21 protein-coding genes are annotated in these 22,672 nt (G+C 38.4%); 6 read left to right on the forward strand and 15 right to left on the reverse strand.

Going from position 1 to position 22,672, the window contains the following annotated elements; genetic code table 11:
* Positions 1-175: 175 nt before the first annotated feature.
* From C8K15_RS05820 to C8K15_RS05840, 5 genes are all read right to left on the reverse strand, one after another.
* Positions 176-895, reverse strand: a complete 720-nt coding sequence (locus C8K15_RS05820; RefSeq protein WP_108585483.1) for an alpha/beta hydrolase — start codon at positions 893-895, stop codon at positions 176-178.
* Positions 896-910: 15 nt separating this feature from the next.
* Positions 911-1,246 carry a YdeI/OmpD-associated family protein gene (locus C8K15_RS05825; RefSeq protein WP_108585484.1) on the reverse strand — a complete coding sequence of 112 codons (336 nt, stop codon included), beginning with the start codon at positions 1,244-1,246 and terminating at the stop codon, positions 911-913.
* Between the two features lie 266 nt (positions 1,247-1,512).
* On the reverse strand, positions 1,513-2,889 hold the full coding sequence (locus C8K15_RS05830) for a UDP-N-acetylmuramoyl-tripeptide--D-alanyl-D-alanine ligase (protein ID WP_108585485.1): 1,377 nt from the start codon (positions 2,887-2,889) through the stop codon (positions 1,513-1,515).
* Positions 2,890-2,901: 12 nt separating this feature from the next.
* A complete protein-coding gene (locus C8K15_RS05835; RefSeq protein WP_108585486.1) occupies positions 2,902-3,981 on the reverse strand; it encodes a D-alanine--D-alanine ligase in 1,080 nt (359 codons plus the stop codon).
* 188 nt (positions 3,982-4,169) lie between these two features.
* Positions 4,170-4,916 (reverse strand): hypothetical protein, encoded by a 747-nt coding sequence (locus tag C8K15_RS05840; RefSeq protein ID WP_233260392.1) that lies wholly within the window; start codon positions 4,914-4,916, stop codon positions 4,170-4,172.
* A gap of 155 nt (positions 4,917-5,071) precedes the next feature.
* Between C8K15_RS05840 and C8K15_RS05845 the strand changes: the two genes are divergently transcribed.
* Complete coding sequence (locus tag C8K15_RS05845; RefSeq protein ID WP_108585488.1) at positions 5,072-6,259, forward strand: FtsW/RodA/SpoVE family cell cycle protein; 1,188 nt, start codon at positions 5,072-5,074, stop codon at positions 6,257-6,259.
* A gap of 533 nt (positions 6,260-6,792) precedes the next feature.
* On the opposite strand, the gene C8K15_RS05850 is transcribed toward C8K15_RS05845, so the two are convergent.
* The 9 genes from C8K15_RS05850 to C8K15_RS20565 form a co-directional block, all read right to left on the reverse strand.
* The gene (locus C8K15_RS05850; protein ID WP_108585489.1) at positions 6,793-7,761 is read right to left on the reverse strand and encodes a sugar phosphate isomerase/epimerase family protein; all 969 of its coding nucleotides are present in this window, start codon (positions 7,759-7,761) and stop codon (positions 6,793-6,795) included.
* Between the two features lie 13 nt (positions 7,762-7,774).
* Positions 7,775-8,815 (reverse strand): Gfo/Idh/MocA family protein, encoded by a 1,041-nt coding sequence (locus tag C8K15_RS05855; protein ID WP_108585490.1) that lies wholly within the window; start codon positions 8,813-8,815, stop codon positions 7,775-7,777.
* A 9-nt stretch (positions 8,816-8,824) separates the two neighbouring features.
* Positions 8,825-9,850, reverse strand: coding sequence for a Gfo/Idh/MocA family protein (locus tag C8K15_RS05860; protein ID WP_108585491.1), 1,026 nt, complete (start codon positions 9,848-9,850; stop codon positions 8,825-8,827).
* Positions 9,851-9,856: 6 nt separating this feature from the next.
* The gene (locus C8K15_RS05865) at positions 9,857-10,585 is read right to left on the reverse strand and encodes a ThuA domain-containing protein (RefSeq protein WP_108585492.1); all 729 of its coding nucleotides are present in this window, start codon (positions 10,583-10,585) and stop codon (positions 9,857-9,859) included.
* A 13-nt stretch (positions 10,586-10,598) separates the two neighbouring features.
* Positions 10,599-11,420 carry a carbohydrate ABC transporter permease gene (locus C8K15_RS05870; protein WP_108585493.1) on the reverse strand — a complete coding sequence of 274 codons (822 nt, stop codon included), beginning with the start codon at positions 11,418-11,420 and terminating at the stop codon, positions 10,599-10,601.
* A gap of 12 nt (positions 11,421-11,432) precedes the next feature.
* Complete coding sequence (locus C8K15_RS05875) at positions 11,433-12,710, reverse strand: carbohydrate ABC transporter permease (RefSeq protein WP_108585687.1); 1,278 nt, start codon at positions 12,708-12,710, stop codon at positions 11,433-11,435.
* A gap of 137 nt (positions 12,711-12,847) precedes the next feature.
* A complete protein-coding gene (locus C8K15_RS05880) occupies positions 12,848-14,143 on the reverse strand; it encodes an ABC transporter substrate-binding protein (RefSeq protein ID WP_108585494.1) in 1,296 nt (431 codons plus the stop codon).
* 21 nt (positions 14,144-14,164) lie between these two features.
* Complete coding sequence (locus C8K15_RS05885) at positions 14,165-15,151, reverse strand: LacI family DNA-binding transcriptional regulator (protein WP_108585495.1); 987 nt, start codon at positions 15,149-15,151, stop codon at positions 14,165-14,167.
* Between the two features lie 320 nt (positions 15,152-15,471).
* Positions 15,472-15,609 (reverse strand): Lmo0850 family protein, encoded by a 138-nt coding sequence (locus tag C8K15_RS20565; protein WP_196810304.1) that lies wholly within the window; start codon positions 15,607-15,609, stop codon positions 15,472-15,474.
* A 197-nt stretch (positions 15,610-15,806) separates the two neighbouring features.
* Between C8K15_RS20565 and C8K15_RS05890 the strand changes: the two genes are divergently transcribed.
* The 5 genes from C8K15_RS05890 (at position 15,807) to C8K15_RS05910 (ending at position 20,700) form a co-directional block, all read left to right on the forward strand.
* Positions 15,807-16,220 (forward strand): CBS domain-containing protein, encoded by a 414-nt coding sequence (locus C8K15_RS05890; protein WP_108585496.1) that lies wholly within the window; start codon positions 15,807-15,809, stop codon positions 16,218-16,220.
* A gap of 105 nt (positions 16,221-16,325) precedes the next feature.
* Entirely contained in the window at positions 16,326-16,661 is a 336-nt protein-coding gene (locus C8K15_RS05895; RefSeq protein ID WP_108585497.1) for a metal-sensitive transcriptional regulator, read from the forward strand.
* A 15-nt stretch (positions 16,662-16,676) separates the two neighbouring features.
* Positions 16,677-16,889: a copper chaperone CopZ gene (copZ, locus tag C8K15_RS05900; RefSeq protein ID WP_108585498.1), complete on the forward strand. Its 213-nt coding sequence runs from the start codon at positions 16,677-16,679 to the stop codon at positions 16,887-16,889.
* 75 nt (positions 16,890-16,964) lie between these two features.
* Positions 16,965-19,376 (forward strand): heavy metal translocating P-type ATPase, encoded by a 2,412-nt coding sequence (locus tag C8K15_RS05905; RefSeq protein WP_108585499.1) that lies wholly within the window; start codon positions 16,965-16,967, stop codon positions 19,374-19,376.
* Positions 19,377-19,524: 148 nt separating this feature from the next.
* Complete coding sequence (locus tag C8K15_RS05910) at positions 19,525-20,700, forward strand: MFS transporter (RefSeq protein WP_108585500.1); 1,176 nt, start codon at positions 19,525-19,527, stop codon at positions 20,698-20,700.
* 574 nt (positions 20,701-21,274) lie between these two features.
* Here C8K15_RS05910 and C8K15_RS05915 read toward each other — a convergent pair.
* Complete coding sequence (locus C8K15_RS05915; protein WP_108585501.1) at positions 21,275-22,579, reverse strand: MFS transporter; 1,305 nt, start codon at positions 22,577-22,579, stop codon at positions 21,275-21,277.
* Positions 22,580-22,672 lie beyond the last annotated feature (93 nt).

The raw sequence follows: 22,672 nt of genomic DNA on the forward strand, positions 1-22,672 counted from the left end.
GTGGCTATTATGAAAGTTCACAGTTTTGATGTTTGAAACTAAACATCCTACCCTAAAAAATTGAACAAACCGTTATGTTCAAAAAAAAGACCTCTTCATCTTGCGAAGAGTCTTTACACAAAATGTATCCATTGCTCTAAATACCTTAACATGTTTAAAGACGATATGCAATTAATTAGCCACAGTCGTAATAATTAGTTTTCTCATTTCTTACCAAAAAATGAAGAACTTTCTCGAACCAATCATCGCAGTCTTCGCTATAACAAATGAGATGCTTACCACATTCAGACGTAATTAACTTTTTTTCAACAGACCCCAGACGTCCGTACAAATACTCGGCAGATGCAAAAGGTACAATGCCATCTTTTTGACCTTGTACGATACATACGGGAACGTTTATTGATTCGTAGTATGGCTCAACCATTTTCACGATACGTAAAAACTCAACCGCGGCTCGAATTGGCGTATGAGTCAATTTGTATTCGTATAAATGATAGATCGTATTGGTCGCAAGTTTTCTCTGTACCGCGTCAACCGTAATATCTTTAATATCTTCTAACAGTTGTCCCACGCTAATGAATTTCGCAGATGCACTAAGAAGAACTAAACGGTCGATCTTATAACGCATTGACAAGTACAAAGCAATTAAACCACCCATCGAAAAACCTACAACGACAACTCGATTCACTTGCTTTTGTAATAAGCGTAATGATTGCTCTGCTTCCATCATCCAATTTTCCGCCGTAAATTCATTCAGTGAAAGTGTGGGTCCGTGTCCAGGTAAAGTCGGGACTTTGACCAACCAATCTGTCTTTTCTTCTATATATTGCACAAATGGTTGCATTTCATACGGACCACCAGTGAATCCATGAATACATAATACTCCAGTTTTCACGTTCTTACACCTCCATCATTTACCGTATGGTTGACGGAATCCTGCCCGTAATTTATAAACTGCTTCAACAAGTCGTTTGTCCCTTGTTTCTTGTCTCTTAGCTGATAGCAACCATTCTAGATATTGTTTCTGATACCCAGTTGGTAAATTCACAAACATGAGGAGAACACTCTCTCTTTCAAATATTTCACGAATCTCTTCCGTTATTACATAATTGTCAGGTGCAACTTGACAATTTACAGACGTTTTCCTCTTCACATCGCTTTGAGGTCTAAATCGAATAGCTGACCAATCAACATCCAGAGCAATTGAAGCGATTCCGACAATTCCTTTAGATTGAAGTTCTCCCAACCTTTATCGCGGTTAAGATCTTTGAAAAGTTTAGAAGATTTTTTCGGATAAGCCACCCAAATCATTGCGTCGCGTTGTGTTCGCAAATGATCAACCGATGTGGCAAATAAAAGCCCAAAAGAATACAAACCCTCTGTAGGCTGTGTATCCATTTCGGCAGTGACATAATTCGCTGAAGGAGATTCCATTACTAAAAATCTCTCTTCATTCGGTATTTTTAGTTTCTATTTATTGTCTAAAATCATACGAAATCCTTACCTTTTTTATTAATCAATGACGTTTTCAAGTGCCATACCACGAGAACCTTTTACTAAGATGATTGAATTTGAAGAAGTACTTGATTTTAATGTGTTGCGAATCGGCTCATAGTCATTTTCTGACCACACCACTTGTGCATCCGCAAATAATGATTGTAACTTGTCATATAGCCACTTCATTCTAGGTCCATATAAACAAACACCTGCAAAGTCTTGTGGTGTGATGTATTCAGCCAACTCTTCATGATACTTTTGTTCGTCGTCACCTAGTTCAAGCATATCGCCAAGTACTAACCATTTTTCTGGCCTAATCGTAGTTTCACGGATAAAAGTGATGGCCGCTTTCATAGATGTGGGTGCAGCATTGTATGCATCGTTAATAAATAAAGAGCCATTTTTTGCAGGTATGACTTGCATGCGCATATCTGTCAGTGTGACGTTTTTTAAAGAATCTTTAATTTGTTCATTTGTTAATCCTGCTTTTTGGGCAATTAAAATCGCCACTAAAGCATTCTTCACTTGATGCTTTCCTAAGACAGGTATCATAAATTGATCGTTAATTAAACCAGATACATTAAATTCACTACCATTTTCCGTCGCTTCAATTGACTGTACAGAGACGGCATTTGAAGGATCAGAACCGAATGATATCGTATTTATAGAAGGAACTAATTTTTCATCATTCATTTTTTGAATAAATGGTCGTAAAAGCGGTTCATCCCCATCGTAAAATAAACATCCTTTAGGCTGTAAACCGGCAACAATTTCAAATTTCGCTTTGGCAATTCCTTCGCGTGAACCTAAGTCTTGCATATGAGCTTCACCAATATTCGTAATAGCTACGAAATGGGGTTTTGCTAAAGTCGATAAAAATTCAATTTCCCCATAGCCACTCATGCCCATTTCAAGGACGGCAAAATCTGTATCTTCGTCTAAAGACAAAATAGTAATAGGTAACCCCAAGTTATTGTTGAAATTACCCGCTGTTTTTTGCACACGAAAATAAGGAGACAGGACGCCCGCTACTAAATCTTTAGTTGAAGTCTTCCCGTTCGACCCAGTAATTCCGATAAATGTGGCTTGATGTTCATTTCGATAAGCTCGTGCCATTTGTTGCAATGCTTTTTCACTGTCTTCAACGAATAACAACGGAACATCTTGCGGCGGATTTGGTTCATCTTTTTGCCAAAGAGCGGCAGCAGCACCTTTTTCAAAAGCTTGTGCTACATATTGATGCCCATTCACTTTTTCGCCTTTAAAAGGGATAAATAAATCCCCAGGTTGAATGGTTTTCGTATTAATCGACACACCCCTTACCAAGACATCAGGTGTATCGATCGCGTTAAGGTCTAGCCAGTCAGCAATTATTGTTAAAGCTTTTTCCACAAATATTCACACTCAATCCATTGTATATTGTAATTGTTGTTTTTCCGTATGGCGTTCGATAGCAAGTTCAATTAACTGGTCAATCAACTCTGAATAGTTTACACCTGTATGTTGCCACAGTAATGGGAACATGCTGAAGGGAGTAAATCCAGGTAACGTATTTACTTCGTTAATTAAAACTTCATTATCATCTGTTAAAAAAAAGTCTGCGCGCACAAGACCTGAACAATCCAATACTTTGAATGCTTTAATCGCATTGTCTTGTAACGTCGCTTCTACTTCTGTTGAAACTTCTGCTGGGATAATCATAGCGGTATTGCCATCTTTATATTTTGCTTGATAATCGTAAAAAGCCTTTAACGGCTTGATTTCGCCTGGCACTGAACATTTCGGAGTATCGTTACCTAGAACGCCCATTTCGATTTCACGTGCATTTATTCCTTGCTCGATCACAATTTTACGATCATATTTTAATGCTAAATCTACTGCTTCTATTAATTCTTCACGATTTGATGCTTTGCTAATGCCTACACTTGAACCTAAGTTTGCAGGTTTTACAAATAATGGCCAAGCAAGTTCTTTTTCAATTTTTCCAAGCCAGAAGCTTTGGTCGTTCTGCCATTCTCTACGTATAAAATGCACATATGGTACTTGTTTTAATCCAGCGATAGTGAAAAGCTGTTTCATAATTACTTTATCCATTCCAGCGGAAGAAGCTAATACGCCATTGCCGATGTATGGCAGGTTCATAACTTCAAGTAATCCTTGAACGGTACCATCTTCTCCGTTAGGTCCATGTAGAAGCGGGAAAATGACATCTAAAGTCTTTTCATCCACTTGAGAAGGCAAAAAACTAGAAATGTTATTTGGTAGACTTTGTTTTGTTGTATTTTCAAATTGTAATTGTTCAATTGTATCTATAGGTGATAGTAGCTGTTGCCCTTTTCTCCATTCACCTTCTTGTGTAATGTAAATTGGAAACACATCATATTCACTGAAATTTAATGCTTGAGTTACTGCACGAGCCGTTGATAATGACACTTCATGCTCTGCAGATTTTCCACCATATAATAAACCGATTCTTTTTTTCATTTGTATACCTCCACGTATTGGATCCTTTTATTTTATCATGAACTTCATTTACCCATAAACACATAATAGAAAATCACGCCTTCACGAATTATGGTATAAGATCTTTTTCTTATACTATCCAAAAATCTTATCATTGTTGACACTATAAAAAAACAATCCCTTGCACTCATCTTTGCAAGGGATTGTCATTAAAATCGAATCGTTTCATCCGGACTTTGTTTCATTAATGAAGTTAATTCGTCCCATATTTCATCTGGGTATACCGATTCTGGTAATAACCGGAGTTCTAAATCATACGACACTTTTGATTTTTCTCTTTTGTATAAGGAAAGAAGCACTCCTTCTTTTAATAAAGGTTTATGCGAAAAAATCTGTTCCATTGTGAGTTCAGGATAGCCTACTTTTTGTTTTCGACGCCAAAAAGAAGCGCCTCTTTCTTTAGTAAGAACCACTTGATTTAATATATTTACGACTAAACGGAGTGAATCATTTAGTTCACGGAAATAAATTTTCGTCATACTTTCTTCTTCATTGGACAGGTACACAAAACGATTTTGAAGTTGATAATAAAACGGTGAACGGATTGGCTCTTTTTTATGTCCGATATATAATAATTCAGCTTGTTCTTGAGAAGTTAACATATTAAGGTTATGTTCATCTTTAAAATCAATCCATCTTAAATCTGTCGGATTATCCATAAATTCTTTTGTAAATGCTAATACTTCTTCATCAGGAACAAATTCTAACTGGGTGTGAATGTTAAAAGAACTGTCTTCGTATTTATGCTTGAGTAACAATAAATGTTGCAATGGCCCAAGACTTCTAACAAATTGTTGCATCGTTAAACCACTGAACATCACGAACTGATCAGCTTCGTTCATATGTATATAAATATGGTGAAGAAAATCTTCAATATCACGTTCCTTTTTCACCATGACCATCACTCCATTCCTTCATTCATTATAAGCCCATTTTGTGAAGAATGAAACATTTAGCACCTCATATCAGTACATACTTCACAAGCATTTATAAGCCATTTGCGCTATAATTAATAGGTTATAACTTCAAAATAGAAATTTAGGTGACAACTATGGAAAATAACAAAGGTTTTGCGGACCGTTTTGACTGGACGCTTGCTTTTATTGTATTACTTCTTTTTATCGTCAGTTTGCTTGCGATTTCATCGGCACAAACTTCAGGACAATATCCAATCAACTTTATCCCTCGCCAAACATTCTGGTACATTGTCGGAGCAGCAATTATTGGCTTTACTATGTTTTTCGATCCAGAACAATATAAAAAAATGGCCTGGATTCTTTATGGCATTGGCATTTTTGTTTTAATCGCACTCGTTTTAGCACCTGGGGGAGAAGGACAAATCGCTGAAGAACGTGGGGGCGCAAAGAGTTGGTTTCATCTACCTGGTATTGGGAGCATTCAACCTTCTGAGTTCATGAAAACATTCTTTATTTTAACGATGGCACGGATGATTAGTAAACATCATGAAAATCACGTGTTAAAAACGTTTAAAACAGATTTAATTCTTCTCGGAAAAATAATTGCTACTGCATTAGTTCCTTTACTATTTATTATGCAACAACCAGATTTAGGAACATCTCTTGTCTTTCTAGCTATCACCGCAGCTATGATTATTGTTGGTGGTGTTACTTGGAAACTAATATTGCCTATCTTTGCAGGAACTGCAGTATTGGGGGGGACCCTGCTCTGGATGGCGGTCTATATGCAGGATTTCTTATCGGATAAATTCGGCTTTAAACCCTATCAATTTGGTCGAATTTATTCATGGTTAGATCCTGAATCTTATGCCTCTGGAGAAGGGTATAATTTACTTAATGCCATGTCGGCCATAGGCTCAGGGGAAATTACCGGTAAGGGCTATCAAGGACGTGAAGTATATGTTCCTGAAAATCATACCGACTTTATTTTCACTGTTATTGGAGAAGAATACGGCTTTATTGGAGCCAGCATTGTCGTGAGTTTATTTTTCTTGTTAATTTACCATTTAACAAAAATCACTCTGCAATTAAAAGATCCGTTTAGTACGTATGTATGTGCTGGTATTATTGCCATGATTACATTCCATGTATTCCAAAACATCGGCATGACCATTCAGCTGTTACCGATTACGGGTATCCCGCTTCCTTTCATTAGTTATGGGGGTAGTTCGTTAATGGGGAATATGCTTGCACTTGGATTGGTCTTTAGTATGAAGTTTCATCATCGTACTTATATGTTTGGCTCTTCTGAAGATGAATAATATATGTATACATGAATCTATGAAACCTTGATTTCTTCACTATACTAATAGGTTTCCAGGTCGCTTCTGACGCCTATCTGCTGCACCATGGTTTAAAGAATAAAGAGTTGGGCTTGTGACTTCGTCACTCGCCCAACTCTCTTTTTTAAAATCATCATGCGGCGGGTGTGAGCCTTCGCTCCCTTGAAACCTTAACGGGCATAGTAATAATTGTTTAATTTACTAATGAATTGATAGTTACATTAAGTAGATGGTCGGCCGAAATTGTATCTTCGGCTACTTGGTTTGTTGAAAAGAGTGATGATTCATTAGTAAACAAAAAGATAAAAATACTTTTTCCTAAGTTTGTAGGAGAGCGTCGAAAGCATCCGTGCCACAGGATTTATTTGTAATTGTAAAAGGGAGATGTGACGACGTCACATCTCCCTTTTATGGATTTATTAGGTAAAGATTGAGTCCATGATGCTTTTCAAAGCTTCCCGTAAAGCTGAGTGACAAAGCCATGTCACTTGTAAAATATAATCAATGTAGAGTTATAACCACCACATGTCAGCTGGTTGTTCTTTAATCACAACTGATTTCAAATTAGACACTGCACGTTGGAAACCTTCTTCAATGCTCATGATTGGGTCTTCATGTTCGATGCTGACAACGTAGTCATAGCCATAAGTGCGAAGAGCACTAATAATATCTGACCATTCTTGCACGGAATGTCCACACCCTACTGAACGAAAATTCCATGCACGCGAACGAATTTTGCTGTAAGGTTGCATATCAGTCAGACCATACATATTTACATTGTCTTGGTCGATAAACGTATCTTTTGCATGGAAATGATGGATTGCATTTTCTTTACCAAGTATTTTGATGGCACCAACAGGATCAATTCCTTGCCACCATAAGTGACTCGGATCAAGGTTTGCACCAATGTATTCGTTCGTTGCTTCACGAAGTTTTAACATGGTATATGGTGTATGAACTGAGAAACCACCATGCAATTCAAGACCAATTTTAACGTTAGCCTGTTTAGCGATTTCTGCAATTTCTTTCCAATATGGGATCAATTTTTTCTCCCATTGCCACGTTAAAATATCCCCATATTCATTTGGCCATGGTGCAACAGGCCAGTTAGGATGTTTAGCATCATCGTCTGCACCTGGTGTTCCAGAGAATGTATTAACAACAGGGACACCCATAAGTTGAGCTAGTTTAATACTTTTTCGTAATGCTTCATCGCTATCTTTTGCTAAAGTGGCATCTGGAGAAACAGGGTTTCCATGACAGCTAAATGCACTAATTGTTAATCCGCGAGAGGTTACAGCATCCAAATATTGATTTCGTTTCCCTTCATCCTCTAACAGTTCATCAATTGGACAATGGTCAGTACCAGGATAGCCACCCGTTCCAATCTCAACTGCGCCTAGGCCTGATTGTTTTACATAATCAAGCATTTCTTCAAATGATTTTTGTGCAAATAACACTGTAAATACGCCTAACTTCATTTCCATTTCCTCCTTACGTGAACGAAATTGCTTTACCGGTTTCGCTACTCATATAAATAGCTTCGATGACTTTGGAAACAATTAGCGCTTCTTGTGGCTTAACAAGTGGCAATTGAGTTCCTCTACAACTTTCAATAAAATTCATCGCTTGCGGAATTCCAGGATCATCGTCATCTGATATCCAGTAAGCTTTTTGATCTAATAACATACCGTACTTTGATTGATACAGTACTAATGGAAACACATCAAGCCCACCAATAGTACCTGATATACTTACTGATTCTTTGTCATCCGCAAGATTTGCAGCCCATGATGTTTCAAATAATAGTGTGGCACCATCTTTAAATTTAATATAGGCTGTTGCGTGGTCGTCTACTTCGAAAGTGGAAGGTTCAAATACCCCCCATTGGTTAACTACCTCTGGTTGTTTACTTAACTCGTTGTATGTAGAACCTGATACTTCTGCAATTTCAGGAAAGTCCATTAAATGCAGTGCTAAATCTAGGAAGTGACAACCAAAGTCGATTAAACTTCCACCACCTTGTAGATCTTTGTTAGTGAAAACGCCCCAACCTGGTACTTTTCGTCGTCGAATGGCTTGTGCACGCGAAACGAGTGGACGGCCAATTTCACCTTCATTAATAAATCTTTTCGCTGCACGCGCTTCTTTCATGTGACGATAATGATAAGCAATCATTAGCACTTTTCCAGCAGCCTCAGATGCCTCAATCATCGACTCACATTCTTTTGTTGTCATCGCCATTGGCTTTTCGCATAACACATGTTTGCCCGCATTCAAGGCCGCTATAGCAATTTCAGCATGAAATTTATTTGGCGTGCAGATCGTAACTGCATCTACATGATTAAATATTTCCGTGTATTGTGAAGTGTGAAAAGGAATCGAGAATTCAGTTGCCACCGATTCTGCCCGCTCTCCATTCACATCACATACTGCAGTTAACTCGGCATGATCGCTTAATGTCAAAAAGGAGGGAATATGCCTTGAAACAGCAATTCCGCCCACTCCTATTAATCCGATTCTAAGTTTTTCCATTTTCATCACCTATAACTTTACAATTTGTTTCGTTTCATTTGATGTTATGGCACCTAAAATGACTTGCAATGATTTTTTGCCTTCTTCGCCCGTAATAAGAGGTGGATTTCCCGACAATATCGATTCTACAAAATGGTCGATAACGCCAGAAGTGTCTTGACCACCTTCATCATTGGATTGTATTTGACCAAGATTAAGTTCTTCTTTTGTTTTGTCATTTTTATGGTAAACAACTGAAAAAGTATCATCATCTTCCAAACGTAAAACGCCATTTTCTGCATAGATAACAGTTGAATTATCTTCTGTCCCATTATAAGACCAGCTGGCAGCGAGCGTGCCGATGATGCCACTCTCTGTTTTTAAAATAAGAACTGCATTGTCGTCTACGTCCGCGTTTTTCTTCGAACTTGTTTCAACCATTGCAGCAACTTCAACAATTTCTTCACCTAAAATATGGCGGATTAAATCTGTTTTGTGAACACCAAGGTCACCCATTGCCCCAATAAATGCTTCCTCCTTTTTAAAGAACCAGCTGTCTTTTCCTTCTGCACTCCATGTTTCTGGTCCTGGATGCCCAAAAGCTGTTCTGAAGCTATATACTTTACCGAGCTTTCCTGAAGTGATCCATTCTTTTGCTAGCTGATGAGATTTAACAAAACGTTGGTTGTGAGCAATCATTAATGTTTTGCCGCTATTTTTTGCAGCTTCAATCATTTGATCTGCTTCTACTTCACTTGTTGCCATTGGTTTTTCGCACAGAACGTGCTTGCCTGCTTTTAATGCAGCAATTGAAATTGGTGCGTGTAAGTAATTTGGTGTACAAACACTTACCGCATCAAGGTCTTCTTTTAATAAATCATTGTAATCAGTAAATGTTTTAGCCGCTCCAAAATTCGCGCCAACTTCTTCTACTCGAGCTTGATTAATATCACATACCGCAACAATTTCTACCTCATTATTTCGAGCATACTCGACTAAATGACGATATTTTGCAATACTTCCTGTACCGATGACACCAATTTTTAATTTTGTCATAATTCTCTATTCCTCCTTATAGCCTTTAAGCTTTTCCAGTGGCTTTGAATTTCCATAGACCGGGTAGTCTCGTGTTGATGGTGTTGCCCATTTGACAGCATTACCGATTACTTTTTGAATTTGTTTATTGTAGTAAGTTGGGTGCGTTTCATGTCCTGGACGGAAGTAAAATATCTTTCCGTTACCGCGTTTGAAAGTTGCTCCACTTCTGAACACTTCTCCTCCTTGGAACCAGCTAAGGAAGACTAGTTCTTCAGGTGCTGGAATATCAAAATGTTCGCCGTACATTTCTTCTTCTTCAAGCTCGATGTATTCACCAATTCCTTCAGCGATTGGATGGCTTGGATCGACAACCCAAAGACGTTCTTTCTCCTTTGCTTCACGCCATTTCAAATCGCAACCAGTGCCCATAAGTTTTTTGAAAATTTTAGAGAAATGAGCAGAATGAAGAACAATTAGTCCCATTCCTTCCCATACACGCTTTTGAACTTTCTCAACAACTTCATCGCTCACTTCTTCATGTGCAAGATGTCCCCACCAAATAAGAACGTCTGTATTGTTTAAAACATCATCTGTTAGTCCATGTTCTGGCTCATCTAATGTTGCTGTTTTCACATCGAAGCCTTGTTCGCCTAGTGCAGATGCTAAAACTTGATGTATTCCGTCCGGATAAATTTTTCGAACTTCTTCATGTTGTTGTTCATGACGATACTCATTCCATACTGTTACTTTCATTTATAGCACTCCTCTATTCTTTGACTGAGCCAGACGTTAATCCAGCGACTATTCTTCTTTGGAAAATCAACACCAGTATAACAATAGGGATAGTCACTATGACAGTGGCAGCTGATATATCCCCCCAAGGAATCGTAAATTGACTTTGATAGAAGGAGATTCCGACTGGCACCGTGCGCCATGTATCCTCTGTGTTGATGGTTAATGCAAATAAATATTCATTCCACGCGGCAATAAACACCAGAATACCTGTCGTAAATACACCTGGTGCTGCAAGTGGAAAAATAACTTTACGGAAAGTTTGAAAAGGTGTTGCTCCATCAAGCTTTGCTGATTCTTCAAGTTCCCAAGGAATCTTCTGAAAGAATGTAGCAAGAATCCAGATTGCAAGAGGCAGACTGATGGTTATGTAAGGAATTACGAGTCCCATATAACTGTTGCGAAGACCCACTGCTGTAATAAAGTTGTAGATTGGTGAAATAATTGCGATTTGCGGAAACATAGATGCCGCTAAAATCACGCCTAAAATCAACCCTTTAAATTTAATTGGAAGTCGAGTCAGTGCATATGCAGCAATTGAAGCGAATGCAATCGCAATAATCGTTGTTAAGCTAGATATGATAAAACTATTCATCATATAACGAACTAAAGGACGATTTGTTAATGCATTTTCATAAGATTCTAGTGATGGATTTGATGTAAACCATTTAAAATTGTTGAAAATTTCACCCGGCGGTTTGATCGATGTGAGGAAGACCCAGATGAAAGGGAACATCACGAAAAATACAAACACGACTAGAAATATGTAAAACCAAATACCTGGACGTTTATTCATCTTGATTCCCCCTTATCGACTCGATCGTCCTGCAAAAAGATCAGACCCGATGAATTTTATAAATAGAGTTGAAATAATTGCTACACAAGCAAATACGATTACAGAAAGAACAGAACCTGCGCCGAAGTTTTGTTGTGAGAACAATGTAATGTACGCATAAATCGAAATAGATTCCGTCGAGTTAGCTGGTCCTCCGCCTGTAAGAACGAAGATTAGATCAAACACTCGGAAGGCATCTAAAGTACGGAATAATAAAGCTACTAAAATAGCTGACTTTAACATTGGTAATGTAATTTTCCAGAATTGTTGCCACTTATTCGCTCCATCAACTTCCGCTGCTTCATACAAAGAACCCGAAATCGTTTGCAGTCCAGCAAGTAATAGAAGGGCCATATACGGTGTTGTTTTCCAAACGTCCGCAAATATGACTGAGAACATACCACCTGTACCTGTTGATAAAAGAACAGAAGCATCTCGAATTAAACCAAACTGTTCAAAGTAGTGAGAAACAATACCTGTTTGACCATCATATAAGAAGGCCCACATCATGGCTGCAACTGCGGTTGGTATCGCCCAAGGAATTAGTACGGATGCCCGAACCAGCCCCCTACCCATAAAGACACGGTTAATCAGCAAGGCAATAAGTAAACCGAGAACAAGCTCAACCCCAACTGATGCTACAGTGAAGAACATCGTATTCCCCAGAGCTTTCCACATACGTTCACTTTGTAAATATTTTGAATAGTTGCCTAAGCCAATAAAGTTAGATTCAATAATCGCGCGGTTAGAAGAGTTAATGGCCCCCGCAACATTTGCTGATGCGGTTTTAAAAGCTTCATCTTCAGAATTCTGAGAAAGCGTTGTTATTTCTTTTTCCGCACTCGTCAAGAAATCTTTATAGTCGCTTGCAAAGTCTTTATCAACTTCTGCATATTTTAATTCTCTATCTGAAATGGCAGTAAAGGAAGCAAGGCGACCTTCAACTTCTTCATATTGTTCGCTAAGTCCATCCATCGCTAACAGTTTTTCATGATAGGCTTCGATATCTTTACTTATCTTAGTTGCCGCATCTGCAACATCTTGGTTTGGTGCCTGGCCAGCTAAACCTTCAAGATCTCGTGATAAGTAAAAGAAATCGTTTGCATAGCGCTCCAAATCGACATTGGATTTTACAAACCTCTCTGATCGAGAAGGATCATTCAAACGATAGTCGAACAAACTGTTATAAAAAGATTGGGCAACCGGCCATAACGTAATCATAATAACGAGTAGTAGGGCAGGTGCGACCATCAAATAACCAAGTTGTTTTTCACTCAACTCAAACTTCAACTGTATCACCTCTTATTAATTAATATAAGGGAAGGCGAGCGTTCCACCTCCCCTTATTATTCGGACTGAACTCTTATCCGTTTTAAAACTTTTCTCTATTACTCTGCCATTGCTGCAACAATTTTATCTTGCATGTTTTTCGCAGCTTCTTCAGGAGTGATGTCTTTAGCAAGTGCTTTTGAAAGTTCAACTTGCATGATATCAGAGATTACTGGATAAATTGGTGATACTGGTCTTGGTACAGCATTTTGAAGTGTAGCTACGAACTCTTCATTTGAAAATAGTACTGCTGCTTCTTTTACTTCTTCGTCTTCATAAAGCGATGCAATTGTTGGAGCACGTCCACCTTCAACAGCACTGATTTTTTGACCTTCAGGACCAGACATGAATTTCACGAATTCCCAAGCAGCTTCTTGGTTTTCACTATAACGATTAATCATACTCATCCAGCCACCAAGTGTTGCAGCGTTCGTGTCGTCACCAGACGGAAGGACTGCGAAACCAACATTTCCAGCTACTTTAGAAGCTTCTTTGTCTTCAGAAGTCGACTGCATGTATGGCCAGTTACGAGCGAAAACTGATTGACCACCAACCCATGCATTGTTTGTTTCAGTTTCTTGGAAACTTAAGATATTACTAGGAACGAAATCAGAGTTAACGAATTCAACCATTTTTGTAATACCTGCAACAGTTTCAGGCGTATTTACAACAACTTCATTGTTTTCATCTACAACTTGACCACCGTAAGCTGCGATAAATTCAACCGCATTACACACTAATCCTTCATATTGATTTGCTTGCATCAGGTAACCAAACTCAGTACCTTCTTTGCCTTTTAACTCACTTGCCATATCGAAAAGCTCATCCCATGTTTTAGGTGGTGTTTCCACGATGTCCTTACGGTAGAAAAGCAGTCCAGCATCTGTGTATTTCGGCATTGCGTATTGACGACCGTTAAAGTTACCAGATTGAACCGTACCAGGGAAGTAATCATCCATGTTGATTCCATCTGCTTCAATAAAGCGATCTAGTTCTAACGCATATTGAGCTTGTGCAAACTCAGCTGGCCAGATTACATCAGCATCAAATACATCTATTTCTGCACTTTGGCTACTGAAAGTTGTTACGTATTGATCGTGTGATGCACCCGTATCTGCTGGCATTTCTTGTCGTTTAACAGTAATATTCGGATTTTTTTCTTCAAATGCTGCAATTAGCTTATCTGTTGCGCCAGTGACATCAACACCACTTGCATAAACGATTTCAACTTTCTTCTCAGATGTATCACCGTCTTTTGTATCCGTTGTTTCCTTATCCGTACCGTTACATGCTCCTAAAAGCATACTCATTGTTAAAATCGTGGCACCTGCCACTTTTTTGTTCCAAAGTTTCATAAGTAAATCTCCCCTATCGTTTTATGTGGATTGTCGTTCGATTAATTGAATAGGTAATATAATGTCCTGTGCATCATTTATTCGCGTTTTGTTAATGATCTCTATCATCACATCCATCGACCGATACCCTATGTCTGTGGTGAATTGATTGATGGTCGTGATTTGTGGATCGAGTAGTTCTGCAATGGGCTGGTCATCAAATCCTACGACAGCCAGATCATTTGGCACATGCCATGAATGTTTTTTTGCTTCATGGATGATGCCTGCAGCTACTTCATCACTGCCACTGAATACAGCCGTTGGTGGTTTAGACAGCTGTTTAATCTTTCTAAAGATGTCTCGCCCGTCTTCAATCGTGAAAACATCTCGAAACATCCATTCTTTTACTGGTTCAATTCCTACCTCTGTAATCGCTTTTAAATAACCTTTACGACGATTGACAGAAACGCTACTGTCGTTACCTTGACAGTAGGCAATTTTAAAATGCCCTTTTTCAAGTAAGTGCTTGGTACCAATGTAACCGCCTTCAATTTGGTCTAGTCTGACTCTGGTGACTGTAGCATCGGGATCGTATTCATTGCAGTAAATGATTGGACCGTACTTTGTATAAGGTTCAATCACTGACCAATGATTTTCAACCGAGGCCATAATAATGCCATCTACTTGCTTAGATATGAGAAGCTTGAAAAATTCAAGTTCCTTTGCCTTATCAATCCTAGTATTGCAAAGGATTAACTGAAAGCCGTATGTGGCAGCTCTTTTTTCCATCGCATCGACCAATTGACTAAAGAATGGATTGGCAATACGGGAAACGAGGACAGCAATTTTCTTTGTTTTTACATTTCGCATTTGTTGAGCTGAAGAATTAGGTACATATCCAAGTTCTTCCATCGCGTTTTTCACGGCAATCTTCTTATCATCACTAACATATGGATGGTTGTTAATCACTCTCGATACAGTAGCCTGAGACAACCCAGCCCTTAAGGCAACATCTTTAATGGTATACATGCGCTCACCCTCCTATAGGAACACCTCCAAATAATCATGTATGAAATCGTTTTCATAAATAGAGCATATTACAAATCTTTGACAATTACAATATGTGATTTGAAAATTCTAAATATTTCTTTTGTTATGATGCATAATGACTAATTCTCTCGTTAACACTTCACAACTATTTTATCTACCCAATTCCTTTTATGACAGACAAATGGACTGAATACTTCCATAAGAGTAGCTAATTTCAATGTTAGGCTAACTTAAAAATTTGCAAAAAAAAACACCTACTCTATTGTAGGTGTTTCGATTGTATGATCTATGTTGTTAAGTCAGCCTTGTGATTGTGGATTTTGAGCAGGTGATGCCAATGCTTTTAACATTTCGAGACGAGATTTTGTCAGAGTAACGGTGACACCCAACTTTGACAAGTTCGAAACGATTTTTCTCAAATCAACTTCTTTCGTCATACAATCCACCTCTATCTTTCCTCTAGTTTATAGGAACGCATTTATTCACTAAAAGTTTCAAGTAAATCGTTTAAAAAATTTGACTTTTTATTTTATATACATATTATACCACGTTTATCCACTTTTAATTCTTTCAATTTTGTTACATATTTTAATCATTTGTAAATCATACTAAGAAATATTAAAGGAGGAGTTGTATGAAAATTAAAGACATTATGTCACGTGATATCGTGACATGTAACCCTACCGATTTGATTTCAGAAATTGCTCAAAGTATGAGAGCACTGGATATTGGCTGCATGCCAGTAGTTGAAGGTACTCGTGTCATTGGTATGATTACTGATCGTGACATCGTAACGAGATCTGTCGCCAAAAATGGTAAAAGATTCGTAAAAGACGTGATGTCCGATGAAGTCATTTCTGTTGGTCCCGAGTCAACTTCACTAGAAGCTGCTGAAATCATGGCTCAACATCGCATACGACGTTTGCCAGTAATTAAAAATGACTCTATTGTTGGTTTTGTGGCACTAGCTGATTTATCAGTTCCTAGTGAAACGGCTCACGAAGCGTCACAAGCTCTACATGAAATTTCAGAACCAAGACACCTTTAATGAACTCCCCAAACTTTTTACAGAGTTTGGGGTTTTCTGATTGCAATCTCTTTACATACCCCATCGAGGTACTTTATACTATAGAAAATCTGGAGGTGCTAATTCATGATTCAAGCATCAAATGTTTCACCAAATGAAGATTCTCTGGATACCACTACTTGTCGAAAAAGTCACCATCCTGATTCCGTAAAAAAAGATTTAACGACTCGTTTAAATCGAATTGAAGGACAAATACGCGGCATCAAAGGCATGGTTGATAAAGATGTGTATTGTGATGATATTATTACCCAATTATCAGCAACTCAATCAGCATTAAACAGTGTGGCAAAAGTTCTTCTCGACGGGCATTTAAAAGGCTGCGTAAAAGAACGATTAGCTGCAGGAGAGAATGAAGTATTAGACGAATTATTAACCACCGTCCAAAAATTAATGCGTAAATAATGAGGAGGAATCATTATGGTAGATCGCGTAACGTTAAATGTAGAAGGCATGTCTTGCGGACATTGCGTTAAAGCAATTGAGAACAGTGTTACAGCAATTTCAGGTGTTGATAATGTTCAAGTTCAATTAGATTCTGGTACAGTCAATGTTGAATTTAATAAAGATGCTGTAGAGGTTGAACATATTACAAATGCAATTGAAGAACAAGGCTACACAATCGGAAATTAAAATTAGACTGCGGAATCGCAGTCTTTTTTTTCAATAAAACATACCCCATTACGGTATGTGATAGGAGTGAACCATATGACTGAAACACAGAAGGAATATTCAATAACTGGTATGACATGTGCCGCTTGTGCTAATCGGATTGAAAAAGGTCTTCAAAAAATGGAAGGCGTAACTTCTGCCACTGTGAACTATGCCAATGAAAAAGCGCAAATTCGGTACGATGAAAAAACCATTCAGTCGAAACAACTAGAAGATAAAGTGAGATCACTTGGTTATGACATTCTTAATGAAGAAGTGGATTTAAGAATTCAAGGGATGACTTGTGCCGCTTGCTCGACTCGAATTGAAAAAGGTTTAATCCGTTTAAGTGGTGTCAATCAAGCAACCATCAATTTAGCACTCGAAACTGGCAAAGTTTCTTATAATCCAAATCAAACGACACCACACGATATTGTAAAAAAAATTCAGGACTTAGGTTACGATGCAACATTTAAAAATGATGCAAACGCCGAAGCAATCGATTATAAAAAAGTTGATATACAAAAGAAGACTCGATTGTTTTGGATTTCTGCGATTCTTTCTCTTCCCCTTGTTTGGGCGATGGTTGGACATTTTACATTCACAACAAACATTTATGTACCAGAGATTTTAATGAATCCATATGTTCAGTGGGCACTTGCAACACCTGTTCAATTTTGGATTGGGTGGATGTTTTATAAAGGAGCCTATTATGCGCTTCGCAATAAAAGTGCCAATATGGACGTCTTGGTTGCCCTCGGTACATCAGCAGCCTACTTCTATAGCGTTTATTTAGTATTGGAGAGTTTGCAACACGGGGAAAGTCATATGCTTGGCTTGTATTTTGAAACAAGTGCCGTACTAATTACATTGATTTTATTAGGGAAAGTATTTGAGGCACGGGCTAAAGGTCACTCTTCAGATGCTATTAAAAAATTAATGAACCTCCAACCGACGATGGCTCTCGTCGAACGTGATGGTCAGACACTCGAGATTGCAGCTGGATCCGTCCAAAAAGGCGATATCTTAGTCATTAAACCGGGTTCTTCTATACCTGTTGATGGAGTCGTTCTTTCGGGTACATCGGCAGTAGACGAGTCCATGTTAACTGGTGAGAGTCTGCCGATAGAAAAAGGACCTGACTCTGAAGTGTTCGCAGCAACAATTAACACAAATGGGGTCATGCGTGTCACTGCAACAAAGATTGGTAAGGAAACCGTCCTTTCTTCTATTATTCGTGTAGTAGAAGAAGCTCAAGGATCGAAAGCTCCAATTCAAAGGCTAGCAGATCGTATTTCAGGCACTTTTGTACCAATTGTTGTAGGTCTTGCTTTGATCACGTTTTTAGTTTGGTACTTTATCGTAGACGTTGGAAACTTTGCTGCTGCTTTAGAGAGTACGATTGCCGTTCTCGTCATTGCCTGTCCATGTGCACTCGGGCTTGCTACACCAACATCTATTATGGCTGGATCAGGTCGTTCAGCTGAGCTTGGTATTTTATTTAAAACGGCCGAATCAATGGAAATCACGAAATCGATTGACACCGTTGTTTTAGATAAAACTGGAACGATTACAAAAGGAAAACCAGCTGTCACAGATTTTATAGTTCACAAAGAACAGGACAGCAATGCGTTGATTCTTTTAGCTGCCTCCGCCGAGAACAATTCTGAACATCCAGTGGCGTATGCCATTACTTCTTTTGGTAAAAACTTAAACCTTTTCCTACAAGAGAGCTCTTCTTTTGAAGCTATCCCCGGGCACGGTATAAAGAGTACGGTTGACTCGAAAGACGTTATCATGGGTACCCGTAAACTCCTATTTGACCGAAATATCAAGTTAGATAGTGAATTGGATATTGCTGCTGCGTTTGAAAAAGATGGGAAAACGGTCATGTATATGGCAGTAAATCAGGTGCATGTGGCAACTATTGCGATTGCCGATCAAGTAAAAGATTCTTCGAAAGAAGCGATTTCCAAGTTACATCACATGGGCATTCACGTTGTCATGTTAACTGGCGACCAAGAGACAACAGCTCAAGCAATTGCAAGACAAGTTGGAATTGATAACGTCGTAGCAGGAGTATTGCCAACTAAGAAAGCTGATGTAATTACTACCCTTCAAAGTGAAGGGCGCAAGGTCGCCATGGTTGGTGATGGTATAAATGATGCCCCTGCTTTGGTCGTAGCCGATATCGGAATCGCAATGGGAACTGGAACCGCTGTAGCCATGGAAGCAGCTGATATTACATTAATGCAAGGAGATTTATTACGTATTCCTGACACATTAAAAATGAGTCGTTTGACAGTTCGAAACATTAAACAGAACTTGTTTTGGGCTTTAGCTTACAATTCAATTGGCATTCCAATCGCGGCTGCAGGACTATTAGCCCCTTGGGTAGCAGGTGCCGCAATGGCGTTTAGTTCCGTATCGGTTGTGATAAATGCTCTTCGTTTACAGCGCGTAAAATAAGGAATAAATTTGCTAGAAATGCTCGAAACACACTCTTTAGGTCATTTCCTATGGGGTGTGTTCTTTTTTTATGCTTGTTGTTGTTTGAATAGTTATTTCCGAGTAAAATGAACTATATGTATTGGTTAAGAAAGCGGGTCTTTAAAGAATGAAGAAAGCCATTTTGTTATTAATGTCTGTGCAATTCTTTGTATATCTAGGTTTCGGTATTATTATTCCGATTTTGCCCGAAGTGATTTTAGAACAAGGGTATAGTGAGGTTCACGTTGGTGGTTTATTAACGATTTATGCACTAGCTTCCTTCTTTACAGCTCCACTGTGGGGAGCATTATCTGATCGAACAGGAAGAAAAAAATTAATCCTCATTGGTTTAATAGGGTTCAGTATGAGCTTTATCATTTTTGCTGGTTTTATTGAAGTACTTCCAATGTTATACGTTTCGAGAATAGTAGGTGGCATTTTTTCTGGTGCATTGTATACAGCTGTAACAGGATTTGTTGCAGATATGACTACCGAAGAAGAACGCAATAAGTATATGGGATTGCTCGGCATGTCGATCGGACTCGGATTTATTTTCGGTCCAGCAATTGGCGGCATACTCGGAGGTATCACTTTGCAACTTCCGTTTATTGTTTCGGCTTTATTGACGCTTTTGTTAGTGGTCTATGCGAGCATTATTTTGAAAGAACCTGAAGCTAGAAAAGAAGCACGAAAGCGTGCATTATTACCAAAGGGTGCAAATACACTTTGGCAGTACCGTATTCGTTATTTGTTTATGTTTTCATTTATGGTTACTTTTTTACTTGCTGGCTTAGAAGCGACATTCCAATTGTTCCAAATCAATAAAATCTCCATCACCCCTCTCCAGCTTGGGTACTTATTTATGGCAAGCGGGTTAGTAGATGCAGTTATCCAAGGCGGAGTTGTTCGTCGCGTAAAAAATGGTCAAGAAACAAAATGGATCATAGCTGCCCAAATAGTAACTGCAATCGGACTGGTGTTAATGCTATTTACAGGAAGCTTACTGTGGGCAGGATTTGCACTGAGCGTATTTACAGCCGGTAATGCCCTTGCTCGAACAGTGTTGGTGTCATTAACGACTAAAGAATCTGGTGGAATGTACGGCACAGCAGCCGGCATGACATATTCAATGGACAATATGGGACGGATTATTGGTCCTCTGCTGTTTACTTGGATTTTCACCGTCCAGCCCGACAACATCTATGTTCTGTCATCAATAGTTGCTCTCGCTTCTATTAGTTTGATTTTGTTGTTCCGCAAATCCAATCAATCATTAAAAAATGAAAATCCAGCTCCCTCTTAATTTGAGGGGCTGGATTTTTTTCTTAATGCTCTGTTAAATGGTATTGTTGTTTATTGTACATTTGCGTTGTTCTCACGCTTCTCGCTCTTGCGGCTTGCTTGGCGCAAATGAACTCTTATGGTATTCATTTAATATCAACAGTATAATATCTAGCAAAATAATTGAAGCAGAAAGAGGCCGAAATTGCATCTTCGGCCGAATATCTACTTAAAGAGTCCTTCATTTCTTTAGTTAACCAAACCAAAAATATCTTGTACTTTCAGGTTGCAAGGGAGCGAAGGACGCACACCCGCCGCAGGATGATCTATAAAAAGAGAGCTAGGCGAAGTGACGCAGTCACAAGCCAAGCTCTCTTTGTTCTTTAGAACATCTTGCAGCAGGTAACGCGTCCAAAGCGGACTGGAAACCTATTATCCTCAATAAATGTTCGTTTTCTCTGCAAATCGACGGTCTTTTTCATCGTACAATTGATCTAGCCGCAATTAAATTATACTCTATAGTTTTTTATTCAATATCAAACCAGTTTTTCTCAAATAACATTTGAAACATTTGAAATGACCGAGCAGTGCTTTTCTTATGAAGGCACTACTTTCACTGGCTCTTCTATGATTTTTTTGTTCTCAAGTTCAGGATGTGCTTGTTTCATAATGGATGGACGAAGCATGTAGAAAACAGCTAGTAATAAAATGACACTAGAACCTATTAGGACATATTGAGCTGGAACGACATCATAGAGGAATCCGAATAACACCATTCCTAAGGGCATTAAAGACAACGACATGGTTTCAAGTAGCCCAAATACGCGACCTCGATATTCTTCATCAATGCGTTTTTGCATCATCACACCAATTGGCGTGTTAACGAAAACCATACTTACACCAAATGTAAACATAAGTACGATATAAAAACTAACAACTCCTATATAAGGTAACTGGATAAGTAATGGGAAAGTTACCAACGCCATCAAGGCTCCCATGATTAATATGCCCCTTTTCACAACAACTAGAGGAAACTTAACTTCCTTACGTGTAGATAAGTAAATGGAAGTAACGAGCATTCCAACGGCAAGAGCCCCTTCTGTAATTCCAAAATGGGCGGATTGAACTTTTAACCCATCAACAAGAATAAAGGCATAGCCAACAGTAAAAGCACCGAAGAAAAAGTTAATGACAAGAGCTACCCATACAATAACTATTAAAATACGATGTTGTTTTACATAGGTGACACCCGCTTTCATATTTTGAAGCATCGTTTCCTTCTTATCATTTACCTCTTCGGTGATTCTCGTCGTAAATAATTTAAAATCCATGGTTGACTCAAGAATTACGGCAATGATGTAACTTACCATATGAATGATTAGAAACATTTCTATAGAAACGAGACCGAATAATAACCCACCTACTGCGGGACCACCTATTGAAGCAATTGATATGGACATTTGATTAAACGACATCGCTTTTTGAATTCGTTCTGAATCCACTAAATTTGCAATAGAAGAGCTGAACGTCACCCCAGAGAATAGTGATGTAATCGAAAGTACAATTTCTGTTAGATAAATCGCAATAAGAGAAAGACCTATAGTTAAACTCACTGCCAACAAACCAGCAACTGCCACCACGCTACATATTTGGGCAACGATAATAATAGTTTTTTTTGAATACTTATCTGCAGCGTAGCCCGCAAATGGTGCCATAATAACTCTAGGGAGAATATTACAAATTAGAACAATCGCGAAACTAGTTGCTGATCCTGTTATTGATAAAATGTAAAAACTAATCCCAAACGTAAAAACACTTACACCAAAGGTAGAAATCAATTTACTAATTGTGAACGTCCACAAGTGATATGTGGCTTTTCTTAACTTCATGGTCTCATCCATACAAAAACCCCTTTTGTTTTGAAATGATTAAAGTTTAATTAAATTAAACGAATAATAACATGTTAACACTTCCCATGCAAGCTCAAGTTTAAT

Source organism: Paenisporosarcina sp. OV554 (assembly GCF_003058165.1).
Taxonomy (GTDB): domain Bacteria; phylum Bacillota; class Bacilli; order Bacillales_A; family Planococcaceae; genus Paenisporosarcina.